We start from the raw sequence: 26,078 nt of genomic DNA, 5'->3' as shown, positions 1-26,078 counted from the left end.
CGCCGGGGCAACACAAAAAGCGGGGGCCTTTGCCGCCCCCATAGCCCATTATTTATTAAGGTATACTATACAAAAACAGCCGAAACTTGTCAAGAAAAGGGCGGGGAAAATCCATCCTGCCACCCTTGCGCCATCGCGCCCGACGCGGTATACTGGCAGAAAAGGCACAAGCGGGAGGCAGCGATGAACATTCAGATTTTTGGCACCAACAAGTGTTTTGATACCAAGAAAGCCCAGCGGTGGTTCAAGGAGCGGGGCGTTCGGTTCCAGATGATCGACCTGAAACAGAAGCCCATGAGCCGGGGCGAGTTTGACAACGTCTGCCGGGCCGTAGGCGGATGGGAAGCCCTGACCGATCCCAAGGCCAAGGATCAGGCCACCCTGACCCTGCTGCGGTATCTGGCCGGGGAGGAAGCCAAGGCCGACAAATTGTATGAAAACCAGCAGCTTCTGCGCACCCCCATCGTGCGCAACGGCCGTCAGGCCACCGTGGGGTACTGCCCGGAGGTCTGGCAGGGCTGGGAATAACAAACTGTAAGGGCGTGACCGCGGTCACACCCTTATCGTTTACAGCATATTGGTGTAGCCCATCAGGAATCGATCCACTTCCCGGGCGGCGGCGCGGCCCTCCGCGATAGCATGCACCACCAGCGACTGGCCCCGGCGCATATCCCCGGCGCAGAACACCTTCGCCACGCTGGTGGCATAGCCGTCCGGCGCGGTGGAAACGGTGCTGCGGGGGGTACGGGCGGTGCCGAACGCATCGGCAATGCTGTCCGCCGGGCCCAGGAAACCCGCCGCGATCAGCACCATATCCGCCTTGATGGTGCTTTCGCTGCCCTCCACCGGCACCATACGGGTGCGGCCGGTGGCTTCGTCCTTTTCCGGCTGCAGCCGGAGGGTTACGATCTCTTTCAGGCGGCCCCGGGCATCGGGCACAAACTGCTGCACCGTGGTCTGGTACAGCCGGGGATCGGCGCCGAACACAGCGATGGCCTCCTGCTGGCCGTAGTCGGTTTTGCAGACACGGGGCCACTGGGGCCACTCGTTGCCCGGCGCGCGGGTATCCGGCAGCTTGGGCATCATCTCCAGCTGGATCACCGACTTGCAGCCCTGCCGCAGACAGGTGCCCACACAGTCATTGCCGGTGTCGCCGCCGCCGACCACCACCACCCGCTTGCCGCGGGCGGAGAGGGCGGATTCGCTCCCGGCCAGTACCGCCCTGGTGGCGGCGGTGAGGAAGTCCACCGCAAAATGGATGCCCTTGGCATCCCGGCCGGGCAGCGCCAGATCCCGGGGCTTGCCCGCCCCGGCGCAGAGCACCACCGCGTCGTACTCCGCCATCAGGTCGGCGGCGGGCAGATCAGCGCCCACCTCCACGCCGGTGCGGAACGCAACGCCTTCCGCCTCCATCAGGCGGATGCGGCGCTCCACCACCGACTTATCCAGTTTCATGTTGGGGATGCCATACATCAGCAGCCCGCCCGGACGGTCGGCCTTTTCCAGCACGGTGACCTGGTGGCCCCGGTGGTTCAGCCGGTCGGCGCAGGCCAGACCGGCGGGGCCGCTGCCCACCACCGCCACCCGGCGGCCGCTGCGCACAGCGGGCGGCCGGGGCTGCATGAGCCCGGCGGAAAAGCCGTACTCAATCAGCGCCAGTTCGTTTTCCCGCACGGTGACCGGATCCCCGTTGAGCCCGCAGGTGCAGGCCGCCTCGCACAAAGCCGGGCAGACCCGGCCGGTGAATTCGGGGAAATCGTTGGTCTTGAGCAGACGGGCCAGCGCATGATCCCAGTTGCCGGTGTAGATGCCGTCGTTCCATTCCGGGATCAGGTTGTGCAGCGGGCAGCCGGTGGCCATCCCGTTGAGCACCATGCCGGACTGGCAGAACGGCACGCCGCAGTTCATGCAGCGGGCCCCCTGCTCCCGCCGCTGCTCCTCCGAGAGGGGCGGGTGAAATTCATTGAAATGCCGGATACGCTCCAGCGGGTCCTGTGAAGCGGTGTTGCACCGCGTATATTCCAGAAAGCCTGTTGCCTTTCCCATTTGTCCCCTCTCCTCTCATCGGCCGCTCACGGCGTAGAATGCTTCCAGTTCCGCCTGCTGCCGGGTCAGGCCCTTTTCCTCAAAACGGCCGATGGCAGCCAGCATGCGGCGGTAGTCGTTGGGCAGCACCTTTTTGAAAAGCGGCAGCCAATGGTCGAAGTCTGCCAGGATCGCCGCGCCCCGTACCGAGCCGGTGGCCTGCACATGGGCTTCGATCAGCCCGCGCAGTTCCTCCGCATCGTGCTTTTCGGTAACGGTGCTCATGGTAACCAGTTCTTTGTTGAGCCGCAGGTAGAAATCGTGCTTTTCGTCCAGCACGTAGGCAATGCCGCCGCTCATGCCGGCGGCGAAATTCTTGCCGGTGGAGCCCAGCACCACCACCCGGCCGCCGGTCATGTATTCGCAGCCGTGGTCGCCCACGCCTTCCACCACCGCCGACGCGCCGGAGTTGCGCACGCAGAACCGCTCGCCGGCCGCGCCCGCGATAAAGGCCGTGCCGGAGGTGGCCCCGTACAACGCCACGTTGCCGATGATCACATTGTCGGCCGCCTCAAACCGGCTGCCCTTGGGCGGATAGACCGCCAGACTGCCGCCGGACAGGCCCTTGCCGAAGTAGTCGTTGGAATCGCCTTCCAGCCGCAGGGTAAGGCCCTTGGGGATAAAGGCGCCGAAGGACTGGCCACCGCCGCCGGCGCACTCCACCGTGAAGGTGTCCGCGGGGGCATCATGCCCCAGGCGGCGGGTGATCTCGCTGCCCAGAATTGCGCCGAAGGCCCGGTCGGTGCTGGACACCGGCACCTGCACCCGGCGGGGGCCGCCCTGCATCGCTTTGTCAAAGGCAGGCAGAAGAACCCGTTCGTCCAGGGTGTTCTGCAGCTTGAAATCAAACACGTCCTGAGCGCGGAAGTGGCAGGCCGCGCCGCTCTGGCTGTGGTTGGCCAGCACGCGGCTCAGGTCCACCGCGCCGCCCCGGCCGGTGGTTTCGGCGCGGACCTTCAGCAGGTCGGTACGGCCTACCAGTTCCTCCACCGTGCGCACGCCCAGGCGGGCCATGATCTCCCGCAGTTCCCGGGCCACAAAGAGCATGAAGTTCATCACGTATTCCGGCTTGCCCGCGAAACAGGCCCGCAGCTTGGGATTCTGGGTGGCGATGCCGCAGGGGCAGGTATCCAGGTTGCACACCCGCATCATCACGCAGCCCATGGTGACCAGCGGCGCGGTGGCAAAGCCGAACTCCTCGGCGCCCAGCATGGCCGCGATGGCCACGTCCCGGCCGCTCATGAGCTTGCCGTCGGTTTCCAGAATCACCCGGGAACGCAGACCGTTCCGGATCAGGGTCTGGTGGGCTTCCGCCAGGCCCAGCTCCCAGGGCAGGCCCGCGTTGTGGATGGAACTCTGGGGCGCGGCGCCGGTGCCGCCGTCACAGCCGGAGATCAGCACCACCTGGGCGCCGGCCTTGGCCACGCCGGCCGCTACGGTGCCTACGCCGGCTTCGCTTACCAGCTTGACCGAGATGCGGGCGGCCCGGTTGGCGTTTTTCAGATCGTAAATCAGCTGGGCCAGATCCTCGATGGAGTAGATATCGTGATGAGGCGGCGGCGAGATCAGGGACACGCCCGGCGTGGAATACCGGGTGCGGGCGATCCAGGGATAGACCTTCTTGCCGGGCAGGTGGCCGCCCTCGCCGGGCTTGGCCCCCTGCGCCATCTTGATCTGGATCTCCCTGGCACTGACCAGATATTCGCTGGTCACGCCGAACCGGCCGGAGGCTACCTGTTTAATGGCGCTGTTCTGCTCGGTGCCCAGGCGCTCCGGCTTTTCACCGCCCTCACCGGAATTGGATTTGCCGCCCAGCCGGTTCATGGCAATGGCCATGCACTCGTGGGCTTCTTCCGAGATGGAGCCATAGGACATGGCGCCGGTCTTGAACCGCTTGACGATCTCGGTTTCCGGCTCCACCTCTTCCAGAGGGATGCCGCCGCCTGCCGGGAAGTCAAATTCCAGCAGCCCCCGCAGGGTGTGGGGACGCTTTTCGTCGTCCACGCGGGCGGTATATTCCTTGAAGCGGCTGTAATCGCTGTGCTGGGTCGCCTCCCGCAGCGCGATGATGGTTTGGGGATCATAGAGGTGATCCTCCGTGTCCTCACCGGAACGCAGCTTGTGCCGGCCCACGCTGTCCAGGGTGGTATCCACCCCCAGACCCAGCGGATCAAAGGCGTGGCTGTGGCGGTATTCCACATCCTCGCCGATCTCCTCCAGACCGATGCCACCCACCCGGCTGACGGTATTGGTGAAATAGTCGTCGATCACATCCTGCCGGATACCGATGGCCTCGAAGATCTGGGAGGACTGATAGGACTGCAGGGTGGATACGCCCATCTTGGCGGCAATCTTGACAATGCCGTGCAGGATGGCGCTGTTGTAGTCGTCGATGGCGGTGGACACATCCTTGTCCAGCATGCCCCGGTCCACCAGCTCCTCGATGCACTCGTGAGCCAGGTAGGGATAAATGGCCCGGGCGCCGTAGCCCAGCAGGGTGGCAAACTGATGCACGTCCCGGGGCTCGCCGCTTTCCAGAATGATGGAGACGGCGGTGCGTTTTTTGGTGCGGACCAGGTACTGTTCCATGGCCGACACCGCCAGCAGGGACGGGATCGCCAGATGGTTTTCGTCCACGCCCCGGTCGGACAGGATCAGAATATTGGCCCCGCCGCGCCAGGCCCGGTCACAGGCGACAAACAGCCGGTCCAGCGCCCGCTTGAGCGGCGTATTTTTGTAGTACAGCAGGGATATGGTGGCGACGGAAAAGCCCTCCCGCTGCATGGCGCGGATCTTCATCAGATCCACCGCCGTAAGGATCGGGTTCTCGATCTGCAGCACCCGGCAGTTTTCCGGCTTTTCCTCCAGCAGGTTGCCGTCCGAGCCCACATATACATGGGTATCGGTGACCACCTGTTCCCGGATGGCGTCAATGGGCGGATTGGTGACCTGAGCGAACTGCTGCTTGAAGTAGTTGAAAAGCAGCGGATGACGGTCGCTGAGCACCGCCAGCGGGATATCCGCGCCCATGGAGGCGGTGGCCTCCCCGCCGGTGCGGGCCATGGGCAGGATGGCAGATTTCACATCCTCATAGGTGTAGCCGAACGCCTTGTACAGCCGGTCCCGCTGCTGCTGGGTATAGTGTTCCGGCCGCTTGTTGGGCACCGGCAGCTCGCTCAGCTGCACCAGGTGCATATCCAGCCACTCGCCGTAAGGGCTGCGGGAGGCATAGCGCGCCTTGCATTCCTCATCCGAGATCAGGCGGCCGGCACGGGTGTCCACCAGCAGCATTCTGCCGGGACGCAGCCGGTCTTTTTTCACAATATGTTCCGGCGGGATGTCCAGCACCCCCACCTCGGAGGACAGGATCAGCCGGTTGTCGTCGGTGATATAGTACCGGGACGGGCGCAGGCCGTTCCGGTCCAGCACCGCCCCTACCAGTTCACCGTCCGAGAACAGGATGGCCGCCGGGCCGTCCCAGGGCTCCATCATGGTGGAGTAATACTGATAGAAGTCCCGTTTTTCCCGGCTGATGGTGTTGTCGTTGCGCCAGGGTTCCGGAATGGTGATCATCACCGCCAGCGGCAGCTCCACCCCGTTCATGACCAGGAACTCCAGCGTATTGTCCAGCATGGCAGAGTCGGAGCCTTCCCCGTTGATCACCGGGAACACCTTCTCCCGCTGCTGGCGCACAAAGGGGCTGGTCATGGTCTCTTCCCGGGCCAGCATCCGGTCGGCATTGCCCCGGATGGTGTTGATCTCGCCGTTGTGCAGGATCATCCGGTTGGGATGGGCCCGCTCCCAGCTGGGATTGGTATTGGTGGAAAAGCGGGAGTGCACCAGCGCGATGGCGCTCTCGCAGTCCGGGCTGGACAGATCCGGATAGAACCCCCGCAGCTGCTGCACAAGGAACATGCCCTTATATACAATCGTACGGGAAGACATGGACGCCACATAGGTATCCACGCTGCTCTGCTCAAAGGTGCGGCGGATCAGATACAGCCGCTTGTCAAAGGGCAGGCCCGGCTCCACGTCCGCGGGCTTTCGCAGAAAGCACTGCATGATGCAGGGCATGCAGTCCAGCGCCCGTTTGCCCAGAATCTCCGGCCGGACCGGCACCGAACGCCAGCCCAGAACCGGCACGCCCTCCTTTTCCGCGATGATCTCCAGCATCTTGCGGGCCTGGCTGGCGCGCAGGGTATCCTGCGGGAAAAAGAACATGCCCACGCCGTAGCTGCCGGCCTCCCCCAGCGTTACGCCGCACTCCGCGGCCGCCCGCCGGAAAAAGGCATGCGGAATCTGCAGCAGGATGCCCACGCCGTCGCCGGTTTCACCTGCGGCATCCTTGCCGGCCCGGTGTTCCAGTTTTTCCACGATGCGCAGCGCATCGTCCACGGTGGCATGGGACTTTTTGCCGTCGATGCTCACCACGGCCCCGATGCCGCAGGCGTCATGCTCAAAGCGCGGATCGTACAAAGTCTGTTTGCGGTCCATAACCCGTTCCCCCTCTTTATGCGGACACAAAAAAGCGGCGTTCGCAGCCCCTGCACAAACGTGCAAAGGCTGTGAACGCCGTTGTCCACTGTATGGGGGATATTCTACTCCGAAACAAACCCCTTTGTCAAGGGTTGGTTTATAGACAGCGCAGCAGATGGATGTAAAATTCCACCGTGCGGTACAGGGTCTCCAGCGGCACACGCTCGTTGTTGCCGTGGATCATGGCCCGCTCTTCCTTGGAAAGTTTCATGGCCGAGAAGCGGTACACCCGGTCGGTGATTCGGCAGTAATGGCGGGAATCGCTGCAGGCCATCATCAGATAGGGCGACACCACTGCCTGGGGCCAGGTGGTGCGGATGGCCCGGCCCAGCGTGTTCCAGGCATCACAGTTGGTATCGGAGCAGAGGGACGGGTTCATGCCGGTCTCCACCCGGTACTGGATATCCGGGTCGCCCACCAGCTTTTTCAGCCGTTCCACCGCGCTGTCCACCGTTTCAGGCGCCAGCAGACGCAGGTTCATGCCCACGGTGGCCGAGGGCGGCAGCACGTTGAACGCCTTGCTGCCCTCCATGCGGGTGAGGGCGCAGGTGGTGCGCATCATGGCGTTAAGTTCCCCTCCCGCGGCCCGGCAGATCTGGTTGAGCAGCGGCTGGAAGCACCACAGGTTGGCAAACAGCACCTTATACCCGAAAGAGGAGTACCGGCCCAGGGTGTTGAACATGCCGGCCACCGGCGGGGTGAGCCGGGCCGGGAACGGGTGTTCCTCAATTTTGACCATGGCTTTGGCCAGACGGCCTGCCACCGTATGGGCCGGCGGCGTGGAAGCATGCCCGCCGGCACTTTGCAGGGTGAGTTCCAGATTCACCGGGCCTTTTTCGGCCACGCCGATCAGGGCGCATTCCCCCGGCACGCCGGGGAATACCTTTTCCACCACGGCGCCGCCCTCATCCAGCACAAAGGCCGGGCGCACGCCCCGCTCTTCCAGCCAGGCCACCATGGCCGGGCAGCTGTCGCCGCTGACCTCCTCGTCGCCGGAGAAAGCCAGATACAGATCCTGTTTGGGCTGGTAGCCTTCCGAGAGCAGCTGTTCTGCCGCCTCCAGCACACCGCACAAAGTACCCTTGGTGTCCAGCGTACCGCGCCCCCAGAGCACACCGTCCTCGATCAGGCCGTCAAAGGCGGGCTTGTCCCAGCCGTTTTCCTCCACCGGCACCACATCGTAGTGGGCCATACAGACGCTGGGGGCGTCATGGGCCTGGCCGGGAATCCGGTAGATCACGCCGGTGGCGCCCACGCGGGTGCGCTCCGCCGCCGCGTGTACCAGCGGGAACCGCTCCTTGAGCAGCGCCCGGAACCGGCGGAACTCTTCAAAATCGGTCAGGCTGTCATCCGAATGAGACACCGTCCTGACCCGGATCATCGCCTGCATATCCTCGGTGATTTTCTGTTTATTCAGCGTCGCTTCACCGGGAAGCGGTTCCGGCAAAGGCAGCGGTTTGAACATAGCCGCCCGCACCAGAATCACCAGGATGAACAGCACAAGTGCCGCCAGCAAAACCCATAACAGCCATATCATAGAAGATTACTCCTTTCGTTCTTGGGTCAGACAAGGCCCTTTTTGTACAGCAGACGGACCACGCCGATGGAGATCAGCGCCCCTACCGGAACCAGAATGCCCACCGAGCTGGACAGGGAGGGCACGCACAGAAACAGCGCCACCATAAACACCGCCGGGGTCAGGGCGATTTTCCAGTTTTTGCTGATATAGACCACCGCCAGGCCGCCGAACAGGGCCGGGAGAATATTGTCAAAGGCGGGTTTCAGCACCGGGTCATTGAGAAGCGGCGTCAGGAAGGACAACCCCAGCACCCCCAGCGCTATCACCGCAGTGGTGACCAGCGAGCTGGTGGCGATCGCAATGGTGGAGATGATCTCCCCTTCCTCACTGCCGGGACGGACACGGGCGTTCTCCATGGCGTTGAGCGCGCTGGGCGCTTTCAGGTTGGTGATGTTGCCGGTGACAAAGGCCAGGTAGGAGCCGCCGGAGCCCAGCATCGGGCCATAGGTGAACACTTCGATAATGCCCACCGTCCAGAAGATGGGGGCCACACCCAGCAGCCCTTTGAACACCGCCGTCAGAGAAGGCCAGGCATTGTAGTACACGCAGATGGATACCGGCACCGCCAGCACCACCGAGATGGCCAGTACCATCCAGATACGCCCAACGGTATGGGTACGGTCGTCGTAGCTTTTCATGAGCAGATCTCCTTTCTCAGCCGATGAGCGGTGTGATGATCACCGCAAACACCAGCGAACCCAGCATACTGACGGTGAGCGCGTAGGTCTCCAGCCATTTCCAGCCGCAGCGGCGGATGAGAAAGCCGCAGATCCCCATAAGCAGCGCCGAGAACAACAGCACAAAGATCGGAATAAAGCCGGGCAGTCCGCTGCGGATATCGGAGAAAACCATTCCCAGAAACGCCGAGATCATGCCCAGGAAAAGCGAAGTCAGGAACAGGTCCCCCCACTTGCTGTCCTTTGTTTTGAGTTTCAGAATGCCGTGCTGCATCTTTTTCAGGGCAAACAACACCACAAACATGCCCGGCATAATGCCCAGGGTCATGACCCAGGCAATGGCGGAATACACCCGCGGGTCGGTGATGGTTTCCGACAGGGAAACGCCCAGCGCCTGGGCAGTGGTGGTAGCAGCGGGCAGCTCGTAGGTAATGGCACCAATGATGCTGAGCCGCACCCAGGGCAGCGGAATTCCCAGAAACTTCGCCAGGGTGATGACCCCCAGCAGGATTGATACCGCCGGCGCAACCGTAAATACCGCCGTGGACAACACGGTGCGCCGCAACACCGCTTTGTCCATGCCAATGGCACAGCCGCGCCGATAAGCCCGGACCAGGAAGAAGATGGACTGGGCAATCACAAACAGGATGACTGCGCCCGCCACGCAGAACAGGAACAAGCTATTGGGATTAAATTGCATAACACGCCTCCTCACAGGTGGTACCTGCTTACAGCAGGTTTTCTTTATCATAATACAGTGACAGAGAATTGGCAATCTTTTACCCCAAAAAGGCGCCGCATTCTTTTGTGCATTGAAAGCCGGGCATCCCCGTGCTAAAATGTTGGCAAAGAATGTAGCGAAAGGACGAACGACCATGATCAACACACTGCGGCGCATTGACCGCAAACTCAGCGATGAAGACGCTATGACTGTACTGCGGGAGAGTGAATACGGGTTTCTGAGCACCATCAACGAGGACGGAACCCCGCACTGCGTTCCCCTTGCCTTTGCTCTGTATAACGGCGCGCTGTATTTCCACTGTGCCCGTGCCGGCCAGAAGCTGGATAACCTGCGTCGGGACAACCGGGCCCAGTTTACCTGCGTGCGCAACAGCCGCACAGTGCCGATGCAGTTCACCATTGAGTTTGCCAGCTGCATGGTGGACGGCCTGATACATTTTGTAGAAGACGAGCAGGAACGGATGGACGCCATGCGGGCCATCTGCGAAAAGTATGATCCGGAAGGTCTGGATACCCCTTCGTATGAGCGGATCATGCGCGGTATGCCGGCGGTAGTGATGCTGCGCATGGAGATCACTGCCCTGTGCGGCAAGGCCAACCGGGGTAAGCTGGGATGATAACTTTCTCTCCCGCGCACAAATGAACCATGCCAAAAAGAGAGCTAACTGACGAATCAAAATCAGTTAGCTCTCTTTTTATGAATAATGAAAAAGTGTTGCCAAATCGTTGCCACAGAGGGCGTTAACCCCTCAAAAAGCCAGCAAAATCAAGCTTTTCCGGGCTTCTGAAATCATTCCCACTCGATGGTGCCGGTGGGCTTCGGGGTCAGGTCGTAGAGGACGCGGTTGACGCCCGGGACCTCATGGGTGATGCGCTTGGTGATCAGCTGCAGCAGGGTGAAGGGTACATCCTCCACGGTGGCGGTCATGGCGTCCACCGTGTTGACGGCGCGAAGGATGACCGGCCACTCGTCGGCGCGGCGGCCGTCCCGCACGCCCACCGAACGGATGTCGGGGATCACGGTGAAGTACTGCCACACACGGCCTTCCAGGCCGGCGCGGGCGAACTCTTCCCGCAGGATCGCGTCGGAGGCACGCACCGCTTCCAGGCGGTCACGGGTAATGGCACCCAGGCAGCGCACGCCCAGGCCCGGGCCCGGGAACGGCTGGCGGTAGACCATGCTGTCCGGCAGGCCCAACGCCTTGCCGCAGGCGCGGACTTCGTCCTTGAACAGCATCTTCAGGGGCTCAACCAGTTCAAAGTTCAGGTCTTCCGGCAGGCCGCCCACATTGTGGTGGCTCTTGACCGTCTTGACCGTTTTGGTGCCGCTCTCAATAATATCCGGATAGATGGTGCCCTGGCCCAGGAAGCGGATGCCCTCCAGCTTGCGGGCTTCTTCCTCAAACACCCGGATGAACTCTGCGCCGATGATCTTGCGCTTCTGCTCCGGATCGGCCACGCCGGCCAGCTTATCCAGGAAGCGGTCCACCGCGTCCACATACACCAGGTTAGCGTCCATCTGGTTGCGGAACACCTCCACAACCTGCTCCGGCTCACCCTGGCGCAGCAGGCCGTGGTTTACATGTACGCAGGTCAGCTGCTTACCGATAGCCTTGATGAGCAGCGCGGCCACTACGCTGGAATCCACACCGCCGGACAGGGCCAGCAGCACCTTGCCGTCTCCTACCTGGCGGCGGATCAGTTCCACCTGATCGGCGATGAAGTTTTCCATATTCCAGTTGGGCTGGGCACAGCAGATGCCGAACACCCATTCAGACAGCTGGGTGCGGCGCGCTTCCTGCATGGTGGGGAGACCCGGCTGGCCCTTATGATCCAGCAGCATCACCGGCACCGGCAAATCGTACACATAGGGGGCCACGTCAATCTCCACACCGTCCACCACACGGTTGGGGCCGCCGTTCAGGATCACGCCCTTTACATTGGGCAATGCTTCCAGTTCTTCCCGGCTGATGTCATGGGGATGGATCTCGCTGTACACGCCCAGGGCGCGGATCTCGCGGGCCAGGCGGGGATTTTCCTCGCTGCCCAGGTCCAGGATTACGATCATATCCTGTTTCATATTGTACCTCCCGTATCGATTCTTCCGGCTCCGCAGCACACGGGCCGGTCATACAGTTTCATTATAGCGCACCCGGCACAGGCATTTCAATATGCCGGCAAATCTCTTGCACCGCCGGCAAAACCGGATATAATGAAAGTACACGATCCATTCCGTGCGGCGTAACGCCGCAAAAAATTTTTTGCATCGGCTGCAATAAACGATCTGTGCCGTGCATTACCAAGATGACAGGAGCGAACAAGTCATGCTGATGAGCCTATTGGCAACTGGCGCTGCACCCGCCACCGCGTCCCCCAGCCGGGAATTGGAACGGCTGCTGGGCGGAGTGGCTGCCGGAGACCGGGATTCTCTGGCGGAACTGTACAGCCGCACCCGGGCGGCTGTGTACGGGTTGGCGCTGTCCTACCTGAAAAACGGGCAGGATGCCCAGGACATCACCCAGGATACCTTTGTACGGGTCTGGGAGAAGGCCGGGCAGTATCGTCCGCAGGGCAAGCCCCTGAGCTGGATGCTGGCAATTGCGCGCAATCTGGCCCTGATGAAGCTGCGGAGCGCCCGGCACACCGACCTGCTGCCTGACGAGGAGTGGGTACTGGTGCCCGCGCCCGACTCTCCGCTGACCGCTGAGGACCGGCATCTGCTGGAACTGGCTGTCAACGCACTGGCCGACGAGGAACGCCGTGTGGTAATGCTGCACGCCGTAGCCGGTCTGAAGCACCGGGAAATCGCCGATCTGCTGGAGGTGCCGCTGGCCACCGTCCTGTCCAAATACCACCGAGCATTGAAAAAGCTGAATAACCGGCTGAAAGGAGATGGAGCGCAATGACCAACCGTGAACTGGAAGCGCGGCTGCGGCAGGCAACCGAGCGGGCTGTTCCGGACGAGCTGGATGCGATTCTCTCCCGCTGTGACAGCCCCAGGAAAGGAACTGTGATCGTGATGGAAGAAAAGAAGAAATCGTTCAGCCCCAAGGCTGGATTGTGGATTGCAGCCGCCGCTTGTGCCGCGCTGGTACTGGGCGTAGCAGGCTTTGGTTTGGGTGCCGGCTGGCAGGCCGGCGGCCAGGTAGCCAGCATTGTTTCGCTGGACGTAAACCCCAGTGTTGTGCTGGAAGTAAACAACAAGGAAAAGGTGCTCAGTGCCCAGGCCATGAATGCTGACGGCGCCGCCGTGCTGGGCGATATGAATCTGAAAGGCAGCCAGCTGGACGTGGCGGTAAACGCCATCGTGGGATCCATGGTTAAGAACGGGTATCTGGATGAACTGGCCAACTCCATTCTGATCACCGTGGAGGACGACGATACCGCACGGGGCCAGGCACTGCAGCAGTCCCTGACCCAGGAAGTGAGCGAGGCGCTGGCTGCCAATGCACAGGACGGCGCAATTCTGGCCCAGACAGTGGACCACAGCGACACCGCCCTGCAGCAGAAGGCGGACGAATACGGCATCACGCTGGGCAAAGCCACCCTGATTCAGTCGATGGTGGATCAGAACCCCCAGCTGCTGTTTGAAGATCTGGCCGGGCTGACGGTCAACGAACTGAACCTGCTGGCCGCCAACAACAAAAATACGCCGTCTCAGGTTGTTTCCACCGGTACCGCCAGCGACAACGCCTACATCGGCGTAGATGCAGCCAAAGCTGCCGCTTTTGCCCACGCGGGTGTGAACGAAGCTGACGTGACCGCTTTGGAAGTTGACTTTGACTACGAAATGGGCCAGATGGTCTACGAACTGGATTTCCATGCAAGCGGCGTGGAATACGAATACGATGTAAACGCCTCTACCGGCGCCATTGTAAAATTTGAGCAGGACGGGCAGAAAGCCGGGCAAACCACGCAGGGCGGACAGAGCCAGAGCAGCACCTCTTCCGGTGAACAGGGCACGGTTTTGACCGCTGAACAGGCACAGGAAAAAGCGTTTGCCCATGCAGGTGTGGACGCTGCATCTGCCACGGTAACCAAGTGTGAGCTTGACCGGGATGACGGCCGCCAGATTTATGAAATCGAGTTCTGGGCCGGACGCGTTGAGTACGATTACGAAGTTGATGCGGCAAGCGGCAATGTGCTGAAGCAGGAGCAGGAGACCCACGCGCTGGGGCTGAACGAAGCAATCACTCCGGACGCCGCCCGGGACGCCGCGTTGGCGGCAGCCGGATGCGCTTTGAACGATGTATGGGATCTGGATGTCAGCGAAGAACTGGACGAACGTGTTCCCTGCTATGAGGTGGAATTCAAGCACGGCGGTATCGAGTATGAATACCGGATCAGTGCCGCCGACGGCAGCGTGCTGGACGTCAAGCAGGAGCGTGACTGATTCATCTCCAATAAAATAAAATAAATCCGCCGGGCGAAGCAAGCGCTTCGCCCGGCGGATTTTTCTTTTGGCAATCAGAAATGGATAAACTTCTGAATATCCTTGTTGGCGCCCATGATCAGGATGGTCTCATCGCTTCCGAACACATGCTCCGGCTTGGGCAGCGGCTCCAGCACTTCGCCACGCTTGGTAGCCAAAATGCTGATATGGTACTTCTGCCGCACAGCCAGCTGAACAATGCTTTTACCCAGCCAGCTTTCCGGCACGGTGGTTTCATAAATAGAGTGGTCGGCCGTCAGCTCAATGTAATCAAACACATTGTCGGAACCGAAGCGAACTGCCGAGCGGATAGCCATCTGCTTTTCCGGATACACCACATCGTCCGCGCCGTTGCGCAGCAGGAACTTGGCATGCACATCCCGGTTGGCACGGGCCAGCACAAAACGGGCGCCGTAATCCTTCAGCAGGGCCGTGGTTTCCAGCGAACTCTGGAAATTATCGCCGATGGCCACCACACACAAATCAAAGTCCCGCACACCCAGCGACGCGATGAACTGCTCATTGGTGGAGTCGCCGATCTGCGCGTTGGTTACCAGAGGCAGCACCTCGTTGACGCGGTCTTCGTTGATGTCCACCGCCAGCACATCGTGGTTCATTTCATTGAATTTCTGCGCCATATGACGGCCGAAACGGCCCAGACCAATCAAAAGAATGGATTTCATACTATTCCTCCTGTACAGTTATAGGCAATCAGCCAATGGTAATCCGCTCCTGCGGCAGCTGGGACGGTGCAGGAATGTGCCCGCTGACCAGCGCGTAAATCATGGTCAGACCGCCTACGCGGCCAAAGTACATCAAGAGAATCAGAATTATCTGAGAAATCGGCCCCAGGCTGGTGGTGCACCCCAGCGTCAGACCCACCGTACCGATGGCAGATGCACACTCAAACAGCACCATGCTCAGCGGCAGACCTTCGATCAGGGTAATGGCCACCGATCCGGCCACAAACAGCATTATATACATCACGATGATTGCCACCGCGCTGCGCAGCACGTCCTGGGGAATGCGGCGGCCGAAGGTGTTTACCCCGTCCCGCTTGGCGTATACGGCGCGCACAGTCAGGAACACGATCGCCAGCGAAGTGGTCTTGAAGCCGCCGGCCGTGGATCCGGGAGAGCCGCCGGTGAGCATCAGGAAGATCATCATCAAGATGGTGACCGGATGCAGCAGGGTCAGGTCCACAGTGTTAAAACCGGCGGTACGGGGCGTGACCGATTGGAACAATGCCGCCCAGACCCGCTCGCCCAGGGTCAGATCCTGCCAGGCAGTCTGGTTGAACTCATACAGGAACAGATAGAGTGCCGGCAGAACCAGCAGAAGGCCGGTCGTAACCAGCACCAGCTTGGTCTGCAGCCGGTAGGCATGGAAATGGAACTTGTTGTGCAGGATATCGCTCCAGGCAAAGAAGCCGATACCGCCCGACACGATCAGAACCATAATGACCAGGTTGACCAGCCAGTCACCGGTATACGCCACCAGCGAGCTGAACGGTGCGCGCACCCCCATCAGGTCGAATCCTGCGTTGCAGAACGCCGACACAGAATGGAACAATCCGTACCAGGCGCCTTTCAGCGGACCAAACTCCGGAATGAAACGGATCGCCAGCAACACCGCAGAGATCAGTTCCATGGTGAGGGTGAAACGAAGAATAAAACCGGTCAGCCGCACAATACCGCCCACCTGAGGCGCGGAGATGGACTCCTGCATCACATACCGCTGGCGGAAACCGATCCGCCGCCCGGACAGCAGCGAAACGATAACCGCCATGGTGACCACGCCCATGCCGCCGATCTGGATCAGCAGCAGAATGACCGCCTGGCCGAAAACCGACCAGTAGGTAGCGGTGTCCACCACCACCAGGCCGGTCACGCAGGTGGCCGAAGTCGCCGTAAAAAGTGCGTCAATAAAAGGGGTGAGTTGCCGGCTCTGGGACGAGATAGGAAGCATCAGAAGCAGCGCCCCCGCCAGGATCAACAACGCAAAACTGCCCAGGACGATCTGGGCCGGCGCAATATGCCGCAATCGCTTTTGCACGTTCTCCTCCGAAATATTCAAAATGTAATAAACCCGCCTTTCCAAACCTGGCAAGGTACAGAAAGGTGCGTTGGCTCTACTATAATACATCTATGCCCCGTTTGCAACCCTTGTTTTCGTGCAGCCCATCTTTTTTTCGTCAAATGCTTGACAAGAGGCAGCATCAGGTATAACATATGAATAGATGTTCATATGTTTTTTCAAGGAGGCGACTGAATGCAGAGAGATGACAGCGTGGAACGGTGCGGGTTTTTGCACCTGCACAAAGACACCCTGGCCCGGGTTATGGCCCAAATGCCCGCCGATGAAGAACTGTACGATCTGGCAGAGCTGTTCAAGGTGTTTGGCGACTCGACCCGGATCAAGATTCTGTATGCCCTGTTTGAGTCGGAACTGTGCGTATGCGATATTGCCCAGCTGCTGAATCTGACCCAGACAGCGGTAAGCCATCAGCTGCGGGTGCTGAAAGGCAGCAAGCTGGTGAAGTTCCGCCGGGAGGGAAAAACTGTATTCTACTCGCTGGACGACGAGCATGTGCGCAGCATCATCGGGCAGGGTATGGAACATCTGAACGAGTGATCCGGAGCTTTCCCTTAAATAATTTTTTATTTACCTTAATAGTAACAGGAGGAAACAACCATGCGTAAAGTATTCAAACTGACCGATCTGGACTGCGCCCACTGCGCCCAGAAGATGGAAGATGCCATCGCCAAACTGGACGGCGTGGAAAAGGTACATGTGAACTTTCTGGCCCAGAAGCTGACGCTGGTGGCCGACGATGCCCGTTTTGATGAAATTGCCCGGCAGGCCGCCGAAATCTGCCATCGGGTAGAACCGGACTGCACACTGGATATCTGAAACCGAACTGCCGGGAGGGAACGGCTATGAGCAAAAAGCAGAAAAAGATGTTGGCCCGTATTCTGGCAGGCGGCGCGCTGTTTCTGGCCGCAGAGCTGGCACCGGTGGAAGGCGTGGCACGGCTGCTGGTTTTTCTGGTCCCCTATTTTGTGGTTGGCTGGGACGTGCTGTGGCGGGCGGTGCGCAATATCGCGCACGGACAGGTTTTTGACGAGAATTTTCTGATGGCACTGGCCACGGTGGGCGCACTGGCACTGGGGCAGTACGATGAAGCCTCTGGCGTAATGCTGTTTTATCAGGTAGGCGAACTGTTCCAGAGCTATGCGGTAGGGCGCAGCCGGCAGTCCATTGCCGCCCTGATGGACATCCGCCCCGACAGTGCCAACCTGGAACGGGATGGCGAGATTGAAGAGGTGGATCCGGACGATGTAGCCATCGGCGATGTGATCGTGATCCGTCCCGGTGAAAAAATCCCGCTGGACGGACAGGTACTGGAGGGCAGTTCCTCCATCGACACGGCGGCCCTGACCGGCGAATCCATGCCCCGCATGGTAGAGCCGGGCGGCGAGGTCATCAGCGGCTGCGTGAACCTGACTGGTCTGCTGCGGGTACGGGTAAGCCGGGAGTTTGGCGATTCGACCGTCTCCCGCATTCTGGATCTGGTGGAAAATTCCAGCGAAAAGAAAGCCCGCACCGAGGCGTTCATCACCCGGTTTGCCCGCTGGTATACCCCCATCGTAGTGATTGCGGCGGCGGCTCTGGCATTTATTCCGCCGCTGTTTGTGGGCGATTTCCGCGGCTGGATCACCAGTGCGCTGACCTTCCTGGTTATCAGCTGCCCCTGCGCGCTGGTGATCAGCATCCCGCTGAGTTTCTTTGGTGGAATCGGTGGGGCTTCCCGCTGCGGAATCCTGGTCAAAGGCGGCAACTATCTGGAAGCCCTGGCCAAACTGGACACGGTGGTCTTTGACAAAACCGGCACCCTGACCCGCGGCACCTTTGAGGTGGTACAGGTTGCTCCCCAGCCGGGCGTCAGCCAGGAGGATCTGCTTCTTACCGCCGCGCTGGCCGAACAGTATTCCAACCATCCGATTTCCCAGTCCCTGCGGCGGGCTTGCGGCGGGGAACTGGCAGCCGAACGGGCACGGGATGTGGAAGAAATTGCCGGACGGGGCGTCCGGGCGATGGTAGACGGGCAGGAAGTACTGGTAGGCAACGCCCGACTGCTGGAAGACCACGGGCTGCGCGTACCGGGATGCAGCGAAGCAGGTACCCTGGTGTATGTGGCCCGCAGCGGAGCCTGCCTGGGATATATCCGCATTGCCGACCAGCTGAAGCCTACTGCCGCCGAAGCGATCGGCCGTCTGAAACAGCTGGGTGTGCGCCGCACCGTTATGCTTACCGGCGACTCGGAGACGGCTGCCAAAGCCGCGGCCGCCCCTCTGGCGCTGGATGAGATCCATGCCGGGCTGCTGCCCGCCGACAAGGTACAGCACGTGGAGGATCTGCTGGAAACCAAGGCGCCCGGCGGTCAGCTGGCCTTTGTGGGAGACGGCGTAAACGACGCGCCGGTACTCTCCCGCGCAGACGTGGGTGTTGCCATGGGCGCGCTGGGTTCCGACGCCGCCATCGAAGCGGCCGACGTTGTTCTGATGGACGACGACCCCGCCAAAATTGCCCTGGCGGTGGAAATCGCCCGCCGCACCCTGCGGATTGCCCGCCAGAACATTGTGTTTGCCCTGGGCGTCAAGGGGATTTTCCTGCTGCTGGGTGTGCTGCGTATGGCCACCATGTGGGGCGCCGTCTTCGCCGATGTGGGTGTGGCCATTATCGCCATTCTGAACGCCATGCGTGCGCTGAAAGTTCCCCGCAAGGACACCTGATTTTTTGTGTTCATATGCATTTTTTCTTCCCTCTCCGCCTTTGCAGAGGGGGAAGTTTGCGTATCTGTGGCTTTTTTCGTCCAGAAACATGGACTTTTGTTGAATCATCTGGTATAATGGTCAGCGTACAGGCGGGAGGTGTTTGCTGTGTCGGGTGTCTACAAACAGTCATTCAAACAGAATTATACGGATAACGTGGAGCTTTCCATCTTCAACTGCGGGCTGGAGTCCTGCACCCCGGGCTACACCTGGGGCCCTGGTATCCGGGATCACTATCTGATCCATCTGGTGGTATCCGGCAAGGGAACCTACCGGGTGGGCCAGCAGGCCTATCCCCTGGAAGCCGGGCAGCTGTTTTTGATCAAGCCCAACCAGCTGATCAGCTACACCGCCGATCTGCAGGATCCCTGGGAATACTACTGGGTGGGGTTCAACGGTGCGTTTGCCAGCAAATTTGTGCAGCAGACCCCGTTTACCGATGCCCGCCCTGTGCACCGCTGCAAGGACACGGAAACCCTGAAAGAGCTGCTGCACTGCATCTATCTGCATCGGGGCCCGGAGCCGCAGAACGAAGCCATGATGGTGGGGTATCTGTACCTGTTTATGGCCAACCTGATCAAGGAAGCGCAGGAAATGGAAAGCCGTACCGGAAATTCCAGTTCCCAGTATGTGCTTAACGCCATCAAGTACATCCAGTTCAACTACTCCCAGGACATCAGCATCGACGACATTGCCAAGGCCGTGGGGGTAAGCCGGAGCCATCTGTACCGGGTATTCATGAGTAATGTGGGGCAAAGCCCCATCGATTACCTGACCAGTTACCGCATCAACGAAGCCTGTGCGCTGCTGCGCACCTCGCAGCTTTCCATTGCTGAGATTGCGGTATCGGTGGGATTTTTTGACCAGTTTTATTTTTCGCGGGTGTTCAAAAAGGCCAAAGGGGTACCTCCCAGCAAATACATGGCCAGCTTTGAGCATCCATCCACCTCTGAAAAGTAAGGAACCGCATCCTATGAACCGCTATCTTCTCCGTATTCTCAAGTTTTATCTGGTGGTAGGCGCCCTGTGTGCCTGCGGATATGCCGCCCTGCTGCTGGGCGGCTATTTTGATGAAGCCCCCATGGTCGGGTATATCTGGCAGGATGCCGCAGGCGGGGCCTTTCCCGAGCAGATTGCCGGGCAGCTGGGCGATGATCTGGTGCTGAATGTGGTCAGCGTTTCCGGTGACCCGCTGGAACAGGCCCGCACCCTGCTGGAGCAGGGCGCGCTGGCGCTGGTGCTGGACATGGCGCAGGCGCCCGAGGATCCGGCTGCCTTTTCCTCGCTGGCCGCCGAATACCAGATTCCCATGATCTGGCTGGGGGAATATCCGGGCCGGGCGGCACTGGAATACGAAAACTGCTGGTACGTAGGCAGCGACCCCGCCCAGGCCGGCGAACTGCTGGGGCAGGAAGCGGCGATGCTTTTCCGTGACGGAACGGCCGCCGATCAGAACGGCGATCTGCTGCTGCAGTATGTGTGGGCCGGGAACACCGGGTTCTCCGGCTCTGCTACCCTGAAAAAATATATTCTGGACGAATGCGAGCACTACGGCGTCTATACCGCCGACGCCGGTTCTCTCAGTGCCGGCATGCAGGATCTGGCTGAGCAGGCCGCCCTGGAACTGGCCGAGCCTGCCGCCCAGCCGGAAATCCTGTTCTTTTCCGATCCGCAGGCGCTGGAGGCCATGGAACTGGCACGGCCGTCCCTGGCCTGGTGGGGCGAGGGGGCTTTGCTGCCCGTGCTGACCACCGCCGGCAGCGAAACCGAAGCCGCCGAGCTGATCGAGAGCGGCCGCGCTCTGGCGGTGGCCTGGTACGACGGTGCGGAAGCTTCCCGGCTGACCGCCGCCATGCTGAAGAATGCGGCCACCCTGAGTTTTGTGGGGCAGGGGCAGGATATCCAGCCCGATGGCCAGACCTTTGCAATCCCCTACCAGCTTATGACCGCCTGAGCGGAAAGGAGGGCTTCCTATGTCGCTGCGAAAAAATACCGTCGTACCGCTGGAAATTGAGAGCCTGTCCAGTGACGGCAACGGCGTGGGCCGGGTGGATGGCCAGGCAGTCTTTGTGCCGGGCTGCGCTGCGGGCGACCGTATCCAGGCCCGTATTGTAAAGGACTGCGGCCGGTATGCCTTTGCCATTGTAGACCAGCTGCTGCAGGCAGGCCCGGGCCGCGTGGAACCGGATTGCCCGGTATGCGGCCCCTGCGGCGGATGCTGCTTCCGGCATCTGGACTATGCCGCCGAATGCCGGGCCAAAGAAGGGTTTGTGCAGGATGCCTTTACCCGCATCGGCGGATTTGACCTGACGGTAGAACCCATCCTTCCGGCCCCCTCTCCCCTGCGCTACCGAAATAAAGTGCAGCTGCCGGTGGGCACAGGCCCGGACGGGCACCTGACCACCGGATTTTATGCCGGACGCAGCCACCGGATTGTGCCCTGTTCCGATTGCCTGCTGCAGCCGGAATGGATGGATCAGGCCGCGCAGAAAGCCTGCCGCTTGCTGGAACAGGCCGGCGCTTCGGCTTATGACGAGACCACCGGCAAAGGGCTGGTGCGCCATCTGTTCCTGCGGCAGGGCTGGCACAGCGGCCAGCGGCTGCTGTGTTTTGTGATCAATGGGGACGCTCTGCCCCGGGAAAAGGACATTGCGGCTGCGCTGGCCGAAGAATTTTCCCTGACCACCATTCTGGTAAACCGCAATACGGCCAACACCAATGTGATTCTGGGCCGCAGCACCCGCACCCTGCTGGGGCCGGGCCGCATTGAGGACACGCTGGCCGGTGTGCCCATCCGGATGGGGATCCATGAATTTTATCAGGTGAACACCCCCGCCGCCGAACAGCTGTATGCCGTGGCCCGGCAGTATGCCGCCCTGCGCCCGGAAGACCGGCTGCTGGACGTGTACTGCGGGATGGGGACCATCGGCTTGTCCATGTACGCGGACTGCGCCCGCCTGACCGGCATCGAAGTTGTGCCCCAGTCGGTGGATTCGGCCCGGGAGGTAGCGGCCCGCATGGGCGCAGACCGGGCGGAGTTTTTCTGCATGGATGCGGGCCAGGCCGCGGAAAAGCTGGCTCGCCAGGAGGGCTATAAGCCGGATGTGATCGTGCTGGATCCACCCCGCAAAGGCTGCGACGCGGCCACCCTGGACGCCGTAGTGCAGATGAGCCCTCGCACCCTAGTGATGGTAAGCTGCAACCCGGCCACGGCGGCACGGGATGCGCGCACTCTGGCGGAAAAGGGTTACCAGCCCCGCCGCGTGCAGCCAGTGGACCTGTTCCCCCGCACCAAGCATGTGGAGACGGTAGTACTTTTGTCCAAACTCAACACCAAGCAGCATATCGAGGTGGAGTTGAATCTGGACGAGCAGGATTTGACATCGGCGGAGAGTAAAGCCACCTATGATGAGATCAAAGCCTATGTGCTGGAAAAGCACGGCCTGAAGGTGTCCAGCCTGTATATCTCCCAGGTTAAGCGGAAGTGCGGACTAGATGTGGGGCAGAATTATAATCTGTCAAAGAAAGAGGACGCGAAAGTGCCACAGTGCCCGCCGGAAAAGGAAGCGGCGATTGTGGATACACTGAAATATTTTCAGATGATTTAGAGATAAACTAAAGGACATGGGTAGCCGCCAATAGGCGGTTACCCATGTCCTTTAGTTTAGGCCCTTAATATTATTTTTAAGGGTATTTTAGATATACTTATTGAGTCTTAGCTTTTCGTTTTCTGCACTGTGGACACCCCTTGCCACGAAGCAAATCATGCGGCCGAATATCCCAACAATAGTTACATACCTTGCATTCGATTTTGACCTTCGTACTTGCACCAGAATATGTACCAACAACTTTCAAGTCAGGAAACTTTTCAGCCAGTTCTTGCTCAAACTGCTGTTGAGTGCGTTTCATTGATCCGCCACACTTGGGACAGCCATGTCCCGACATAAGGGTTACCGGATCTCCATCCCATATATACCCGCAATGTTTGCATTTTACCAACACTTTGTTAGCACTACCAGTGTACTTCCCGAGCACTTCGATTTTTGAGTTTTTTATTGAGAGCAAATTCACAAATTCAGCATGAGTACGGGTATTTTTCTGCGCGGCACGTTTCCTTCCACAAAGTGGACACCCTTGCCCTTTAAGAAGATGGTTAGGTAATGCGCGCCATTCATTCCCGCAGACCGTACACCTACATAAGAGCTTTTCTTTTGATCCCAGATAGGGTTCCTTAATTTCAATAGATGGGTTTATTTCAGCCATTCGCTCCAAAAAGGTATGTGGATCACTTCTATGTGCTAGATTTGTTGATTTTCTACCACAAACTGGACATCCATGTCCGCTCAGCAGACTATTTGGAGTAGCTTCCCATTCGTGGCCACAAATATTGCAACGCAAAGACACCTTCGAAGCGCTATCAATATATTCGCTACGCAAAACAATGTTGGGGTTAATCTCCTTAAGCTCAGAAATGAATTTCTCCTGTTTTTTCTTCTTGCTTTTTTTCTGAGCATAACCTCTTACACATACCCATTGTTGTTCTGACAGTGCCAAACCATACTTTGCAAGCAACATCGCTATGGTTTCTTTCGTTTCATTCCATGTTGCATTTCCAAGATTGTGTTTGCAGACAATACAATCCGAAGAATACGGTGGAGTGTCTTCCTTGTAATCCGTAAAGATATTAATAAGACGGATTCCTTTCTCTGCGCACCGTTTTCTTTTCTCAGTATCCCGCTTTTTCTTATTATAATGCCAATCCCAGCTGCCTGGTTCAAAAGCAACATTCAGGCACGGAATGTAGATATCTAATTCCATACCAATCATTTCGTGATTTCTGGTAAGTACAGCATCTTCTCCGAGACATAGTCTAAATGCATAGAGGATTGCCTGCTCAAAAAAAGACGTTGAAGAATGTGCACACTCAGGGCACCCGTGTCCAGCTAATACACTATACGGCGTAGTAAACCAAACCCGTCCACATTCTGCGCATTTAAAATGTATTTTTTGGTGATTGTTATGATATTCATCAAGGCATTGTATGTTAGGATTGACCTTATGTAAGTCTTCTACAAACTGCTGATGGCTGCGCCGTTGGGCGTTTTTCTGGTTGGATAGGCCGCATCGTGGACACCCGTGCCCACCCAGCAAATCATGAGGAGTTGGTGACCACTCATACCCACATTTACCACATCTTACTTTTATTTTATGTTTGTTACCTGTATATGTGCCTATGACAATCAAATTGGGATTTTTGTTACGAAGTTCTTGAACAAATTGATCGTGTGTTTTTCGGAGGCTATTTCCAATTTTTCTTTTGCCACATTCAGGACATCCGTGACCATTTAATACCGAATTTGGCTTAGCCGCCCATTGGTAGCCGCAAACCTTGCATTGAAATCTGATTTTTGTCAAGGCAGTTACATATTGATCCAATGGTTGGATATCGGGGTTTATCGCCTTTAATTCTATTACAAATTCTTCATTACTTTTCTTTTTTGACATCTAAACCCCGCCCCCCGCAAAAAATCCTATTTTCAATTTCTAAAGGCCATTAGAAATAGCAGAGCCTTCAACGTTATAAAATTGTCGCCATAGATATTGTATTCTTACTGTCGTTGCCCTTAGTGTTCTACCCAGCATCATCGTAGCTATTTTGGCAATCTGGCATTCGGTATGGTTCCTTCTAGTAGTAGTTGCTTTTTTTATCAATTCAGGTGTTGGTAGTCTCAGAGTTCTGCTGTGATGGTTGTTGGCTGATCGTAGCCATCAACTGAATATCTTCCCATTGAGCTTTTCGTTCCGCATTTTTCTCAACCTGCCACATACTCAAAAACAAAAATCCAAATGACAGCACGGTTGCTATATCACTGATTTTTTCGTTGTACAAAATCGGAATTGGGACGGTCAATCCAACAAATAGTATTGCAAAAGCTATACATTCAAATATCGTTGCAGCCTGATGCACTCGTTTTTCGTTCTTAGTAGAGAAAAACCAAGGAGCATACCTTTTTAGTATCATGAGCTGAGATTGATTGAGATTGAGTGAGCCAATGGAATTAAAAGTATCAAGTTGTTGTTTGTGTTCTTCATTCTTTAAATCCACACTATTTCGGAACGTTTGCGCAAGGGTATAAACAAACGAAGAAATCGATATGGCTATGAGCGCCTGATCGCTTATTCGAAACACAATTAACGCTGCTGCTAAAGCAAAGAAACCTACAGCCAAACATAGTGTAATGTTGTTTTTCTTCATAGTCCACTCTTAACCCTTTCCCCCGCCCAGCCACTTTTTAATCTTGGAATCATTGACATTTACATCTGATTTATAAAAGATTTAGCTGCGCCTCGGTGAACATTCCACTTTTCCTGAGCAACTTTTTTAGGCACTCCTCATACGCCTTATTAATTGCAACACGAACCGCCTCTTTTAAGTATACGATTCCCACTATAATCTGAAGCTGTCGGTCGAGTTCCTGCAAAGTGGCCTCAGCATAAAACTCCGCATTCACTGGGTAGACACAAACCCCGGTAAGTAAAGTTGTCTCATTGATAAATTTGCCATATTCTTTAAGGTATTCCTGTAAAACATTCCATTTTCTTCTTTTGTCTTGTGTCTGAACTGCAGAAATGGCCTTTGCCGCTTTTTTATCCGCTATGATGACTGTATGTGTCATCTCCGCGGCTTTTTTTACGTACCCTATCATCTTGGTGGCATTTTCTTGCGCTGGCAAATCTATTTTTTGATCTACTTCAAACATCTTAAGCAATCTCCTGTCGTATAAATATATTTAGGTCGTAGGAAGCAAATCGACAATATCTCCTATATTAACTCCCAGCACACCGCAAATTTTCCCCAGCGTTTCTAGGGTCACTTCTTCATCGCGGTTTAGTTTTGTCATAGTATTGGGAGCGATTCCCGCCGCTCGGCGTAAGTCTGCCTTGCTCATTTTGCGATCAATGAGCAGTTTCCAGAGCTTATTGTAAGAGATGGCCATATGGGTACCTCCTGTCAGAAAATTCGACTGTTTTATTATACCAGATATAGGAACTCGGGACAATTAGTTTTCGCACTCCAATACGAAATTTTCCAACCAAGACCGAGGGTTCTGCAAGGCTTCCGCGTATGCTTTGCCCAGCCACCGCTGAACAAAAACAGGCACAGAAATCTGCCCGCCACCCGGGCAAATCTC

The 26,078-nt window shown here is 58.1% G+C and carries 22 protein-coding genes; 10 read left to right on the top strand and 12 right to left on the bottom strand.

The window, feature by feature from the left end; translation table 11 throughout:
• Positions 1–183: 183 nt before the first annotated feature.
• Entirely contained in the window at positions 184–528 is a 345-nt protein-coding gene (locus tag B5E65_RS00965; protein ID WP_087169906.1) for an arsenate reductase family protein, read from the top strand.
• Between the two features lie 39 nt (positions 529–567).
• On the opposite strand, the gene B5E65_RS00960 is transcribed toward B5E65_RS00965, so the two are convergent.
• The 5 genes from B5E65_RS00960 to B5E65_RS00940 all read right to left on the bottom strand — a co-directional run bounded on the left by B5E65_RS00960 (position 568) and on the right by B5E65_RS00940 (position 9,577).
• Positions 568–2,046 (bottom strand): glutamate synthase subunit beta, encoded by a 1,479-nt coding sequence (locus B5E65_RS00960; protein WP_087169905.1) that lies wholly within the window; start codon positions 2,044–2,046, stop codon positions 568–570.
• A 15-nt stretch (positions 2,047–2,061) separates the two neighbouring features.
• The gene (gene gltB / locus B5E65_RS00955; protein ID WP_087169904.1) at positions 2,062–6,579 is read right to left on the bottom strand and encodes a glutamate synthase large subunit; all 4,518 of its coding nucleotides are present in this window, start codon (positions 6,577–6,579) and stop codon (positions 2,062–2,064) included.
• A 139-nt stretch (positions 6,580–6,718) separates the two neighbouring features.
• Positions 6,719–8,158 carry a M20 family peptidase gene (locus tag B5E65_RS00950; RefSeq protein WP_087169903.1) on the bottom strand — a complete coding sequence of 480 codons (1,440 nt, stop codon included), beginning with the start codon at positions 8,156–8,158 and terminating at the stop codon, positions 6,719–6,721.
• A gap of 26 nt (positions 8,159–8,184) precedes the next feature.
• Complete coding sequence (locus tag B5E65_RS00945; RefSeq protein WP_162614079.1) at positions 8,185–8,838, bottom strand: hypothetical protein; 654 nt, start codon at positions 8,836–8,838, stop codon at positions 8,185–8,187.
• 16 nt (positions 8,839–8,854) lie between these two features.
• Entirely contained in the window at positions 8,855–9,577 is a 723-nt protein-coding gene (locus tag B5E65_RS00940; protein WP_087169901.1) for a DUF5058 family protein, read from the bottom strand.
• Between the two features lie 175 nt (positions 9,578–9,752).
• On the opposite strand from B5E65_RS00940, the gene B5E65_RS00935 reads away from it, so the two are divergent.
• Positions 9,753–10,235 carry a pyridoxamine 5'-phosphate oxidase family protein gene (locus B5E65_RS00935; protein ID WP_158098478.1) on the top strand — a complete coding sequence of 161 codons (483 nt, stop codon included), beginning with the start codon at positions 9,753–9,755 and terminating at the stop codon, positions 10,233–10,235.
• A gap of 173 nt (positions 10,236–10,408) precedes the next feature.
• On the opposite strand, the gene guaA is transcribed toward B5E65_RS00935, so the two are convergent.
• Positions 10,409–11,698, bottom strand: coding sequence for a glutamine-hydrolyzing GMP synthase (guaA, locus tag B5E65_RS00930; protein ID WP_087169899.1), 1,290 nt, complete (start codon positions 11,696–11,698; stop codon positions 10,409–10,411).
• 244 nt (positions 11,699–11,942) lie between these two features.
• Here guaA and B5E65_RS00925 point away from each other — a divergent pair, with 244 nt between their 5' ends.
• Together B5E65_RS00925 and B5E65_RS00920 are read left to right on the top strand one after the other, a co-directional pair.
• Positions 11,943–12,524, top strand: a complete 582-nt coding sequence (locus tag B5E65_RS00925) for an RNA polymerase sigma factor (protein ID WP_087169898.1) — start codon at positions 11,943–11,945, stop codon at positions 12,522–12,524.
• Positions 12,521–14,011 (top strand): PepSY domain-containing protein, encoded by a 1,491-nt coding sequence (locus tag B5E65_RS00920; protein ID WP_087169897.1) that lies wholly within the window; start codon positions 12,521–12,523, stop codon positions 14,009–14,011. Before B5E65_RS00925 ends, B5E65_RS00920 begins: the two co-directional genes overlap by 4 nt.
• Before the next feature lie 74 nt (positions 14,012–14,085).
• Here the strand turns inward: B5E65_RS00920 and B5E65_RS00915 are convergent, their stop codons facing one another.
• Positions 14,086–14,733, bottom strand: coding sequence for a potassium channel family protein (locus tag B5E65_RS00915; RefSeq protein ID WP_087169896.1), 648 nt, complete (start codon positions 14,731–14,733; stop codon positions 14,086–14,088).
• A 28-nt stretch (positions 14,734–14,761) separates the two neighbouring features.
• Positions 14,762–16,105, bottom strand: coding sequence for a TrkH family potassium uptake protein (locus B5E65_RS00910; RefSeq protein ID WP_275532851.1), 1,344 nt, complete (start codon positions 16,103–16,105; stop codon positions 14,762–14,764).
• 216 nt (positions 16,106–16,321) lie between these two features.
• Between B5E65_RS00910 and B5E65_RS00905 the strand changes: the two genes are divergently transcribed.
• The 6 genes from B5E65_RS00905 (at position 16,322) to rlmD (ending at position 22,493) form a co-directional block, all read left to right on the top strand.
• A complete protein-coding gene (locus tag B5E65_RS00905) occupies positions 16,322–16,684 on the top strand; it encodes an ArsR/SmtB family transcription factor (protein ID WP_087169894.1) in 363 nt (120 codons plus the stop codon).
• A 60-nt stretch (positions 16,685–16,744) separates the two neighbouring features.
• Positions 16,745–16,963, top strand: a complete 219-nt coding sequence (locus B5E65_RS00900; protein ID WP_087169893.1) for a heavy-metal-associated domain-containing protein — start codon at positions 16,745–16,747, stop codon at positions 16,961–16,963.
• A gap of 26 nt (positions 16,964–16,989) precedes the next feature.
• Positions 16,990–18,846 carry a heavy metal translocating P-type ATPase gene (locus tag B5E65_RS00895; protein WP_087169892.1) on the top strand — a complete coding sequence of 619 codons (1,857 nt, stop codon included), beginning with the start codon at positions 16,990–16,992 and terminating at the stop codon, positions 18,844–18,846.
• Positions 18,847–18,993: 147 nt separating this feature from the next.
• Positions 18,994–19,845, top strand: coding sequence for an AraC family transcriptional regulator (locus B5E65_RS00890; RefSeq protein WP_087169891.1), 852 nt, complete (start codon positions 18,994–18,996; stop codon positions 19,843–19,845).
• A gap of 13 nt (positions 19,846–19,858) precedes the next feature.
• Positions 19,859–20,839 carry a type 1 periplasmic-binding domain-containing protein gene (locus B5E65_RS00885; RefSeq protein WP_087169890.1) on the top strand — a complete coding sequence of 327 codons (981 nt, stop codon included), beginning with the start codon at positions 19,859–19,861 and terminating at the stop codon, positions 20,837–20,839.
• 19 nt (positions 20,840–20,858) lie between these two features.
• A complete protein-coding gene (gene rlmD, locus B5E65_RS00880) occupies positions 20,859–22,493 on the top strand; it encodes a 23S rRNA (uracil(1939)-C(5))-methyltransferase RlmD (RefSeq protein WP_087169889.1) in 1,635 nt (544 codons plus the stop codon).
• 97 nt (positions 22,494–22,590) lie between these two features.
• On the opposite strand, the gene B5E65_RS00875 is transcribed toward rlmD, so the two are convergent.
• The 4 genes from B5E65_RS00875 to B5E65_RS00860 all read right to left on the bottom strand — a co-directional run bounded on the left by B5E65_RS00875 (position 22,591) and on the right by B5E65_RS00860 (position 25,883).
• Entirely contained in the window at positions 22,591–24,390 is a 1,800-nt protein-coding gene (locus B5E65_RS00875) for a zinc-ribbon domain-containing protein (protein ID WP_087169888.1), read from the bottom strand.
• Between the two features lie 208 nt (positions 24,391–24,598).
• Positions 24,599–25,141 carry a hypothetical protein gene (locus B5E65_RS00870; protein WP_087169887.1) on the bottom strand — a complete coding sequence of 181 codons (543 nt, stop codon included), beginning with the start codon at positions 25,139–25,141 and terminating at the stop codon, positions 24,599–24,601.
• Between the two features lie 70 nt (positions 25,142–25,211).
• Entirely contained in the window at positions 25,212–25,646 is a 435-nt protein-coding gene (locus tag B5E65_RS00865) for a hypothetical protein (protein WP_087169886.1), read from the bottom strand.
• Positions 25,647–25,676: 30 nt separating this feature from the next.
• Complete coding sequence (locus tag B5E65_RS00860) at positions 25,677–25,883, bottom strand: helix-turn-helix domain-containing protein (RefSeq protein WP_087169885.1); 207 nt, start codon at positions 25,881–25,883, stop codon at positions 25,677–25,679.
• Positions 25,884–26,078: the final 195 nt, after the last annotated feature.

Source organism: Gemmiger sp. An120, from assembly GCF_002160955.1.
GTDB classification, from domain to species: Bacteria; Bacillota; Clostridia; order Oscillospirales; family Ruminococcaceae; genus Gemmiger_A; species Gemmiger_A avium.
This window is presented reverse-complemented; position numbering and strand designations above follow the sequence as displayed.

Bases quoted from the DNA above. Each gene is read 5' to 3' on its own strand.
- B5E65_RS00860 (WP_087169885.1), bottom strand. From the start codon at position 25,883: ATGGCCATCTCTTACAATAAGCTCTGGAAACTGCTCATTGATCGCAAA.
- B5E65_RS00875 (WP_087169888.1), bottom strand. From the start codon at position 24,390: ATGTCAAAAAAGAAAAGTAATGAAGAATTTGTAATAGAATTAAAGGCG.
- rlmD (WP_087169889.1), top strand. From the start codon at position 20,859: ATGTCGCTGCGAAAAAATACCGTCGTACCGCTGGAAATTGAGAGCCTG.
- B5E65_RS00915 (WP_087169896.1), bottom strand. From the start codon at position 14,733: ATGAAATCCATTCTTTTGATTGGTCTGGGCCGTTTCGGCCGTCATATG.
- B5E65_RS00965 (WP_087169906.1), top strand. From the start codon at position 184: ATGAACATTCAGATTTTTGGCACCAACAAGTGTTTTGATACCAAGAAA.
- B5E65_RS00870 (WP_087169887.1), bottom strand. From the start codon at position 25,141: ATGAAGAAAAACAACATTACACTATGTTTGGCTGTAGGTTTCTTTGCT.
- B5E65_RS00925 (WP_087169898.1), top strand. From the start codon at position 11,943: ATGCTGATGAGCCTATTGGCAACTGGCGCTGCACCCGCCACCGCGTCC.
- B5E65_RS00895 (WP_087169892.1), top strand. From the start codon at position 16,990: ATGAGCAAAAAGCAGAAAAAGATGTTGGCCCGTATTCTGGCAGGCGGC.
- B5E65_RS00905 (WP_087169894.1), top strand. From the start codon at position 16,322: ATGCAGAGAGATGACAGCGTGGAACGGTGCGGGTTTTTGCACCTGCAC.
- B5E65_RS00960 (WP_087169905.1), bottom strand. From the start codon at position 2,046: ATGGGAAAGGCAACAGGCTTTCTGGAATATACGCGGTGCAACACCGCT.
- B5E65_RS00940 (WP_087169901.1), bottom strand. From the start codon at position 9,577: ATGCAATTTAATCCCAATAGCTTGTTCCTGTTCTGCGTGGCGGGCGCA.
- B5E65_RS00920 (WP_087169897.1), top strand. From the start codon at position 12,521: ATGACCAACCGTGAACTGGAAGCGCGGCTGCGGCAGGCAACCGAGCGG.
- guaA (WP_087169899.1), bottom strand. From the start codon at position 11,698: ATGAAACAGGATATGATCGTAATCCTGGACCTGGGCAGCGAGGAAAAT.
- gltB (WP_087169904.1), bottom strand. From the start codon at position 6,579: ATGGACCGCAAACAGACTTTGTACGATCCGCGCTTTGAGCATGACGCC.
- B5E65_RS00945 (WP_162614079.1), bottom strand. From the start codon at position 8,838: ATGAAAAGCTACGACGACCGTACCCATACCGTTGGGCGTATCTGGATG.
- B5E65_RS00865 (WP_087169886.1), bottom strand. From the start codon at position 25,646: ATGTTTGAAGTAGATCAAAAAATAGATTTGCCAGCGCAAGAAAATGCC.
- B5E65_RS00900 (WP_087169893.1), top strand. From the start codon at position 16,745: ATGCGTAAAGTATTCAAACTGACCGATCTGGACTGCGCCCACTGCGCC.
- B5E65_RS00885 (WP_087169890.1), top strand. From the start codon at position 19,859: ATGAACCGCTATCTTCTCCGTATTCTCAAGTTTTATCTGGTGGTAGGC.
- B5E65_RS00950 (WP_087169903.1), bottom strand. From the start codon at position 8,158: ATGATATGGCTGTTATGGGTTTTGCTGGCGGCACTTGTGCTGTTCATC.
- B5E65_RS00935 (WP_158098478.1), top strand. From the start codon at position 9,753: ATGATCAACACACTGCGGCGCATTGACCGCAAACTCAGCGATGAAGAC.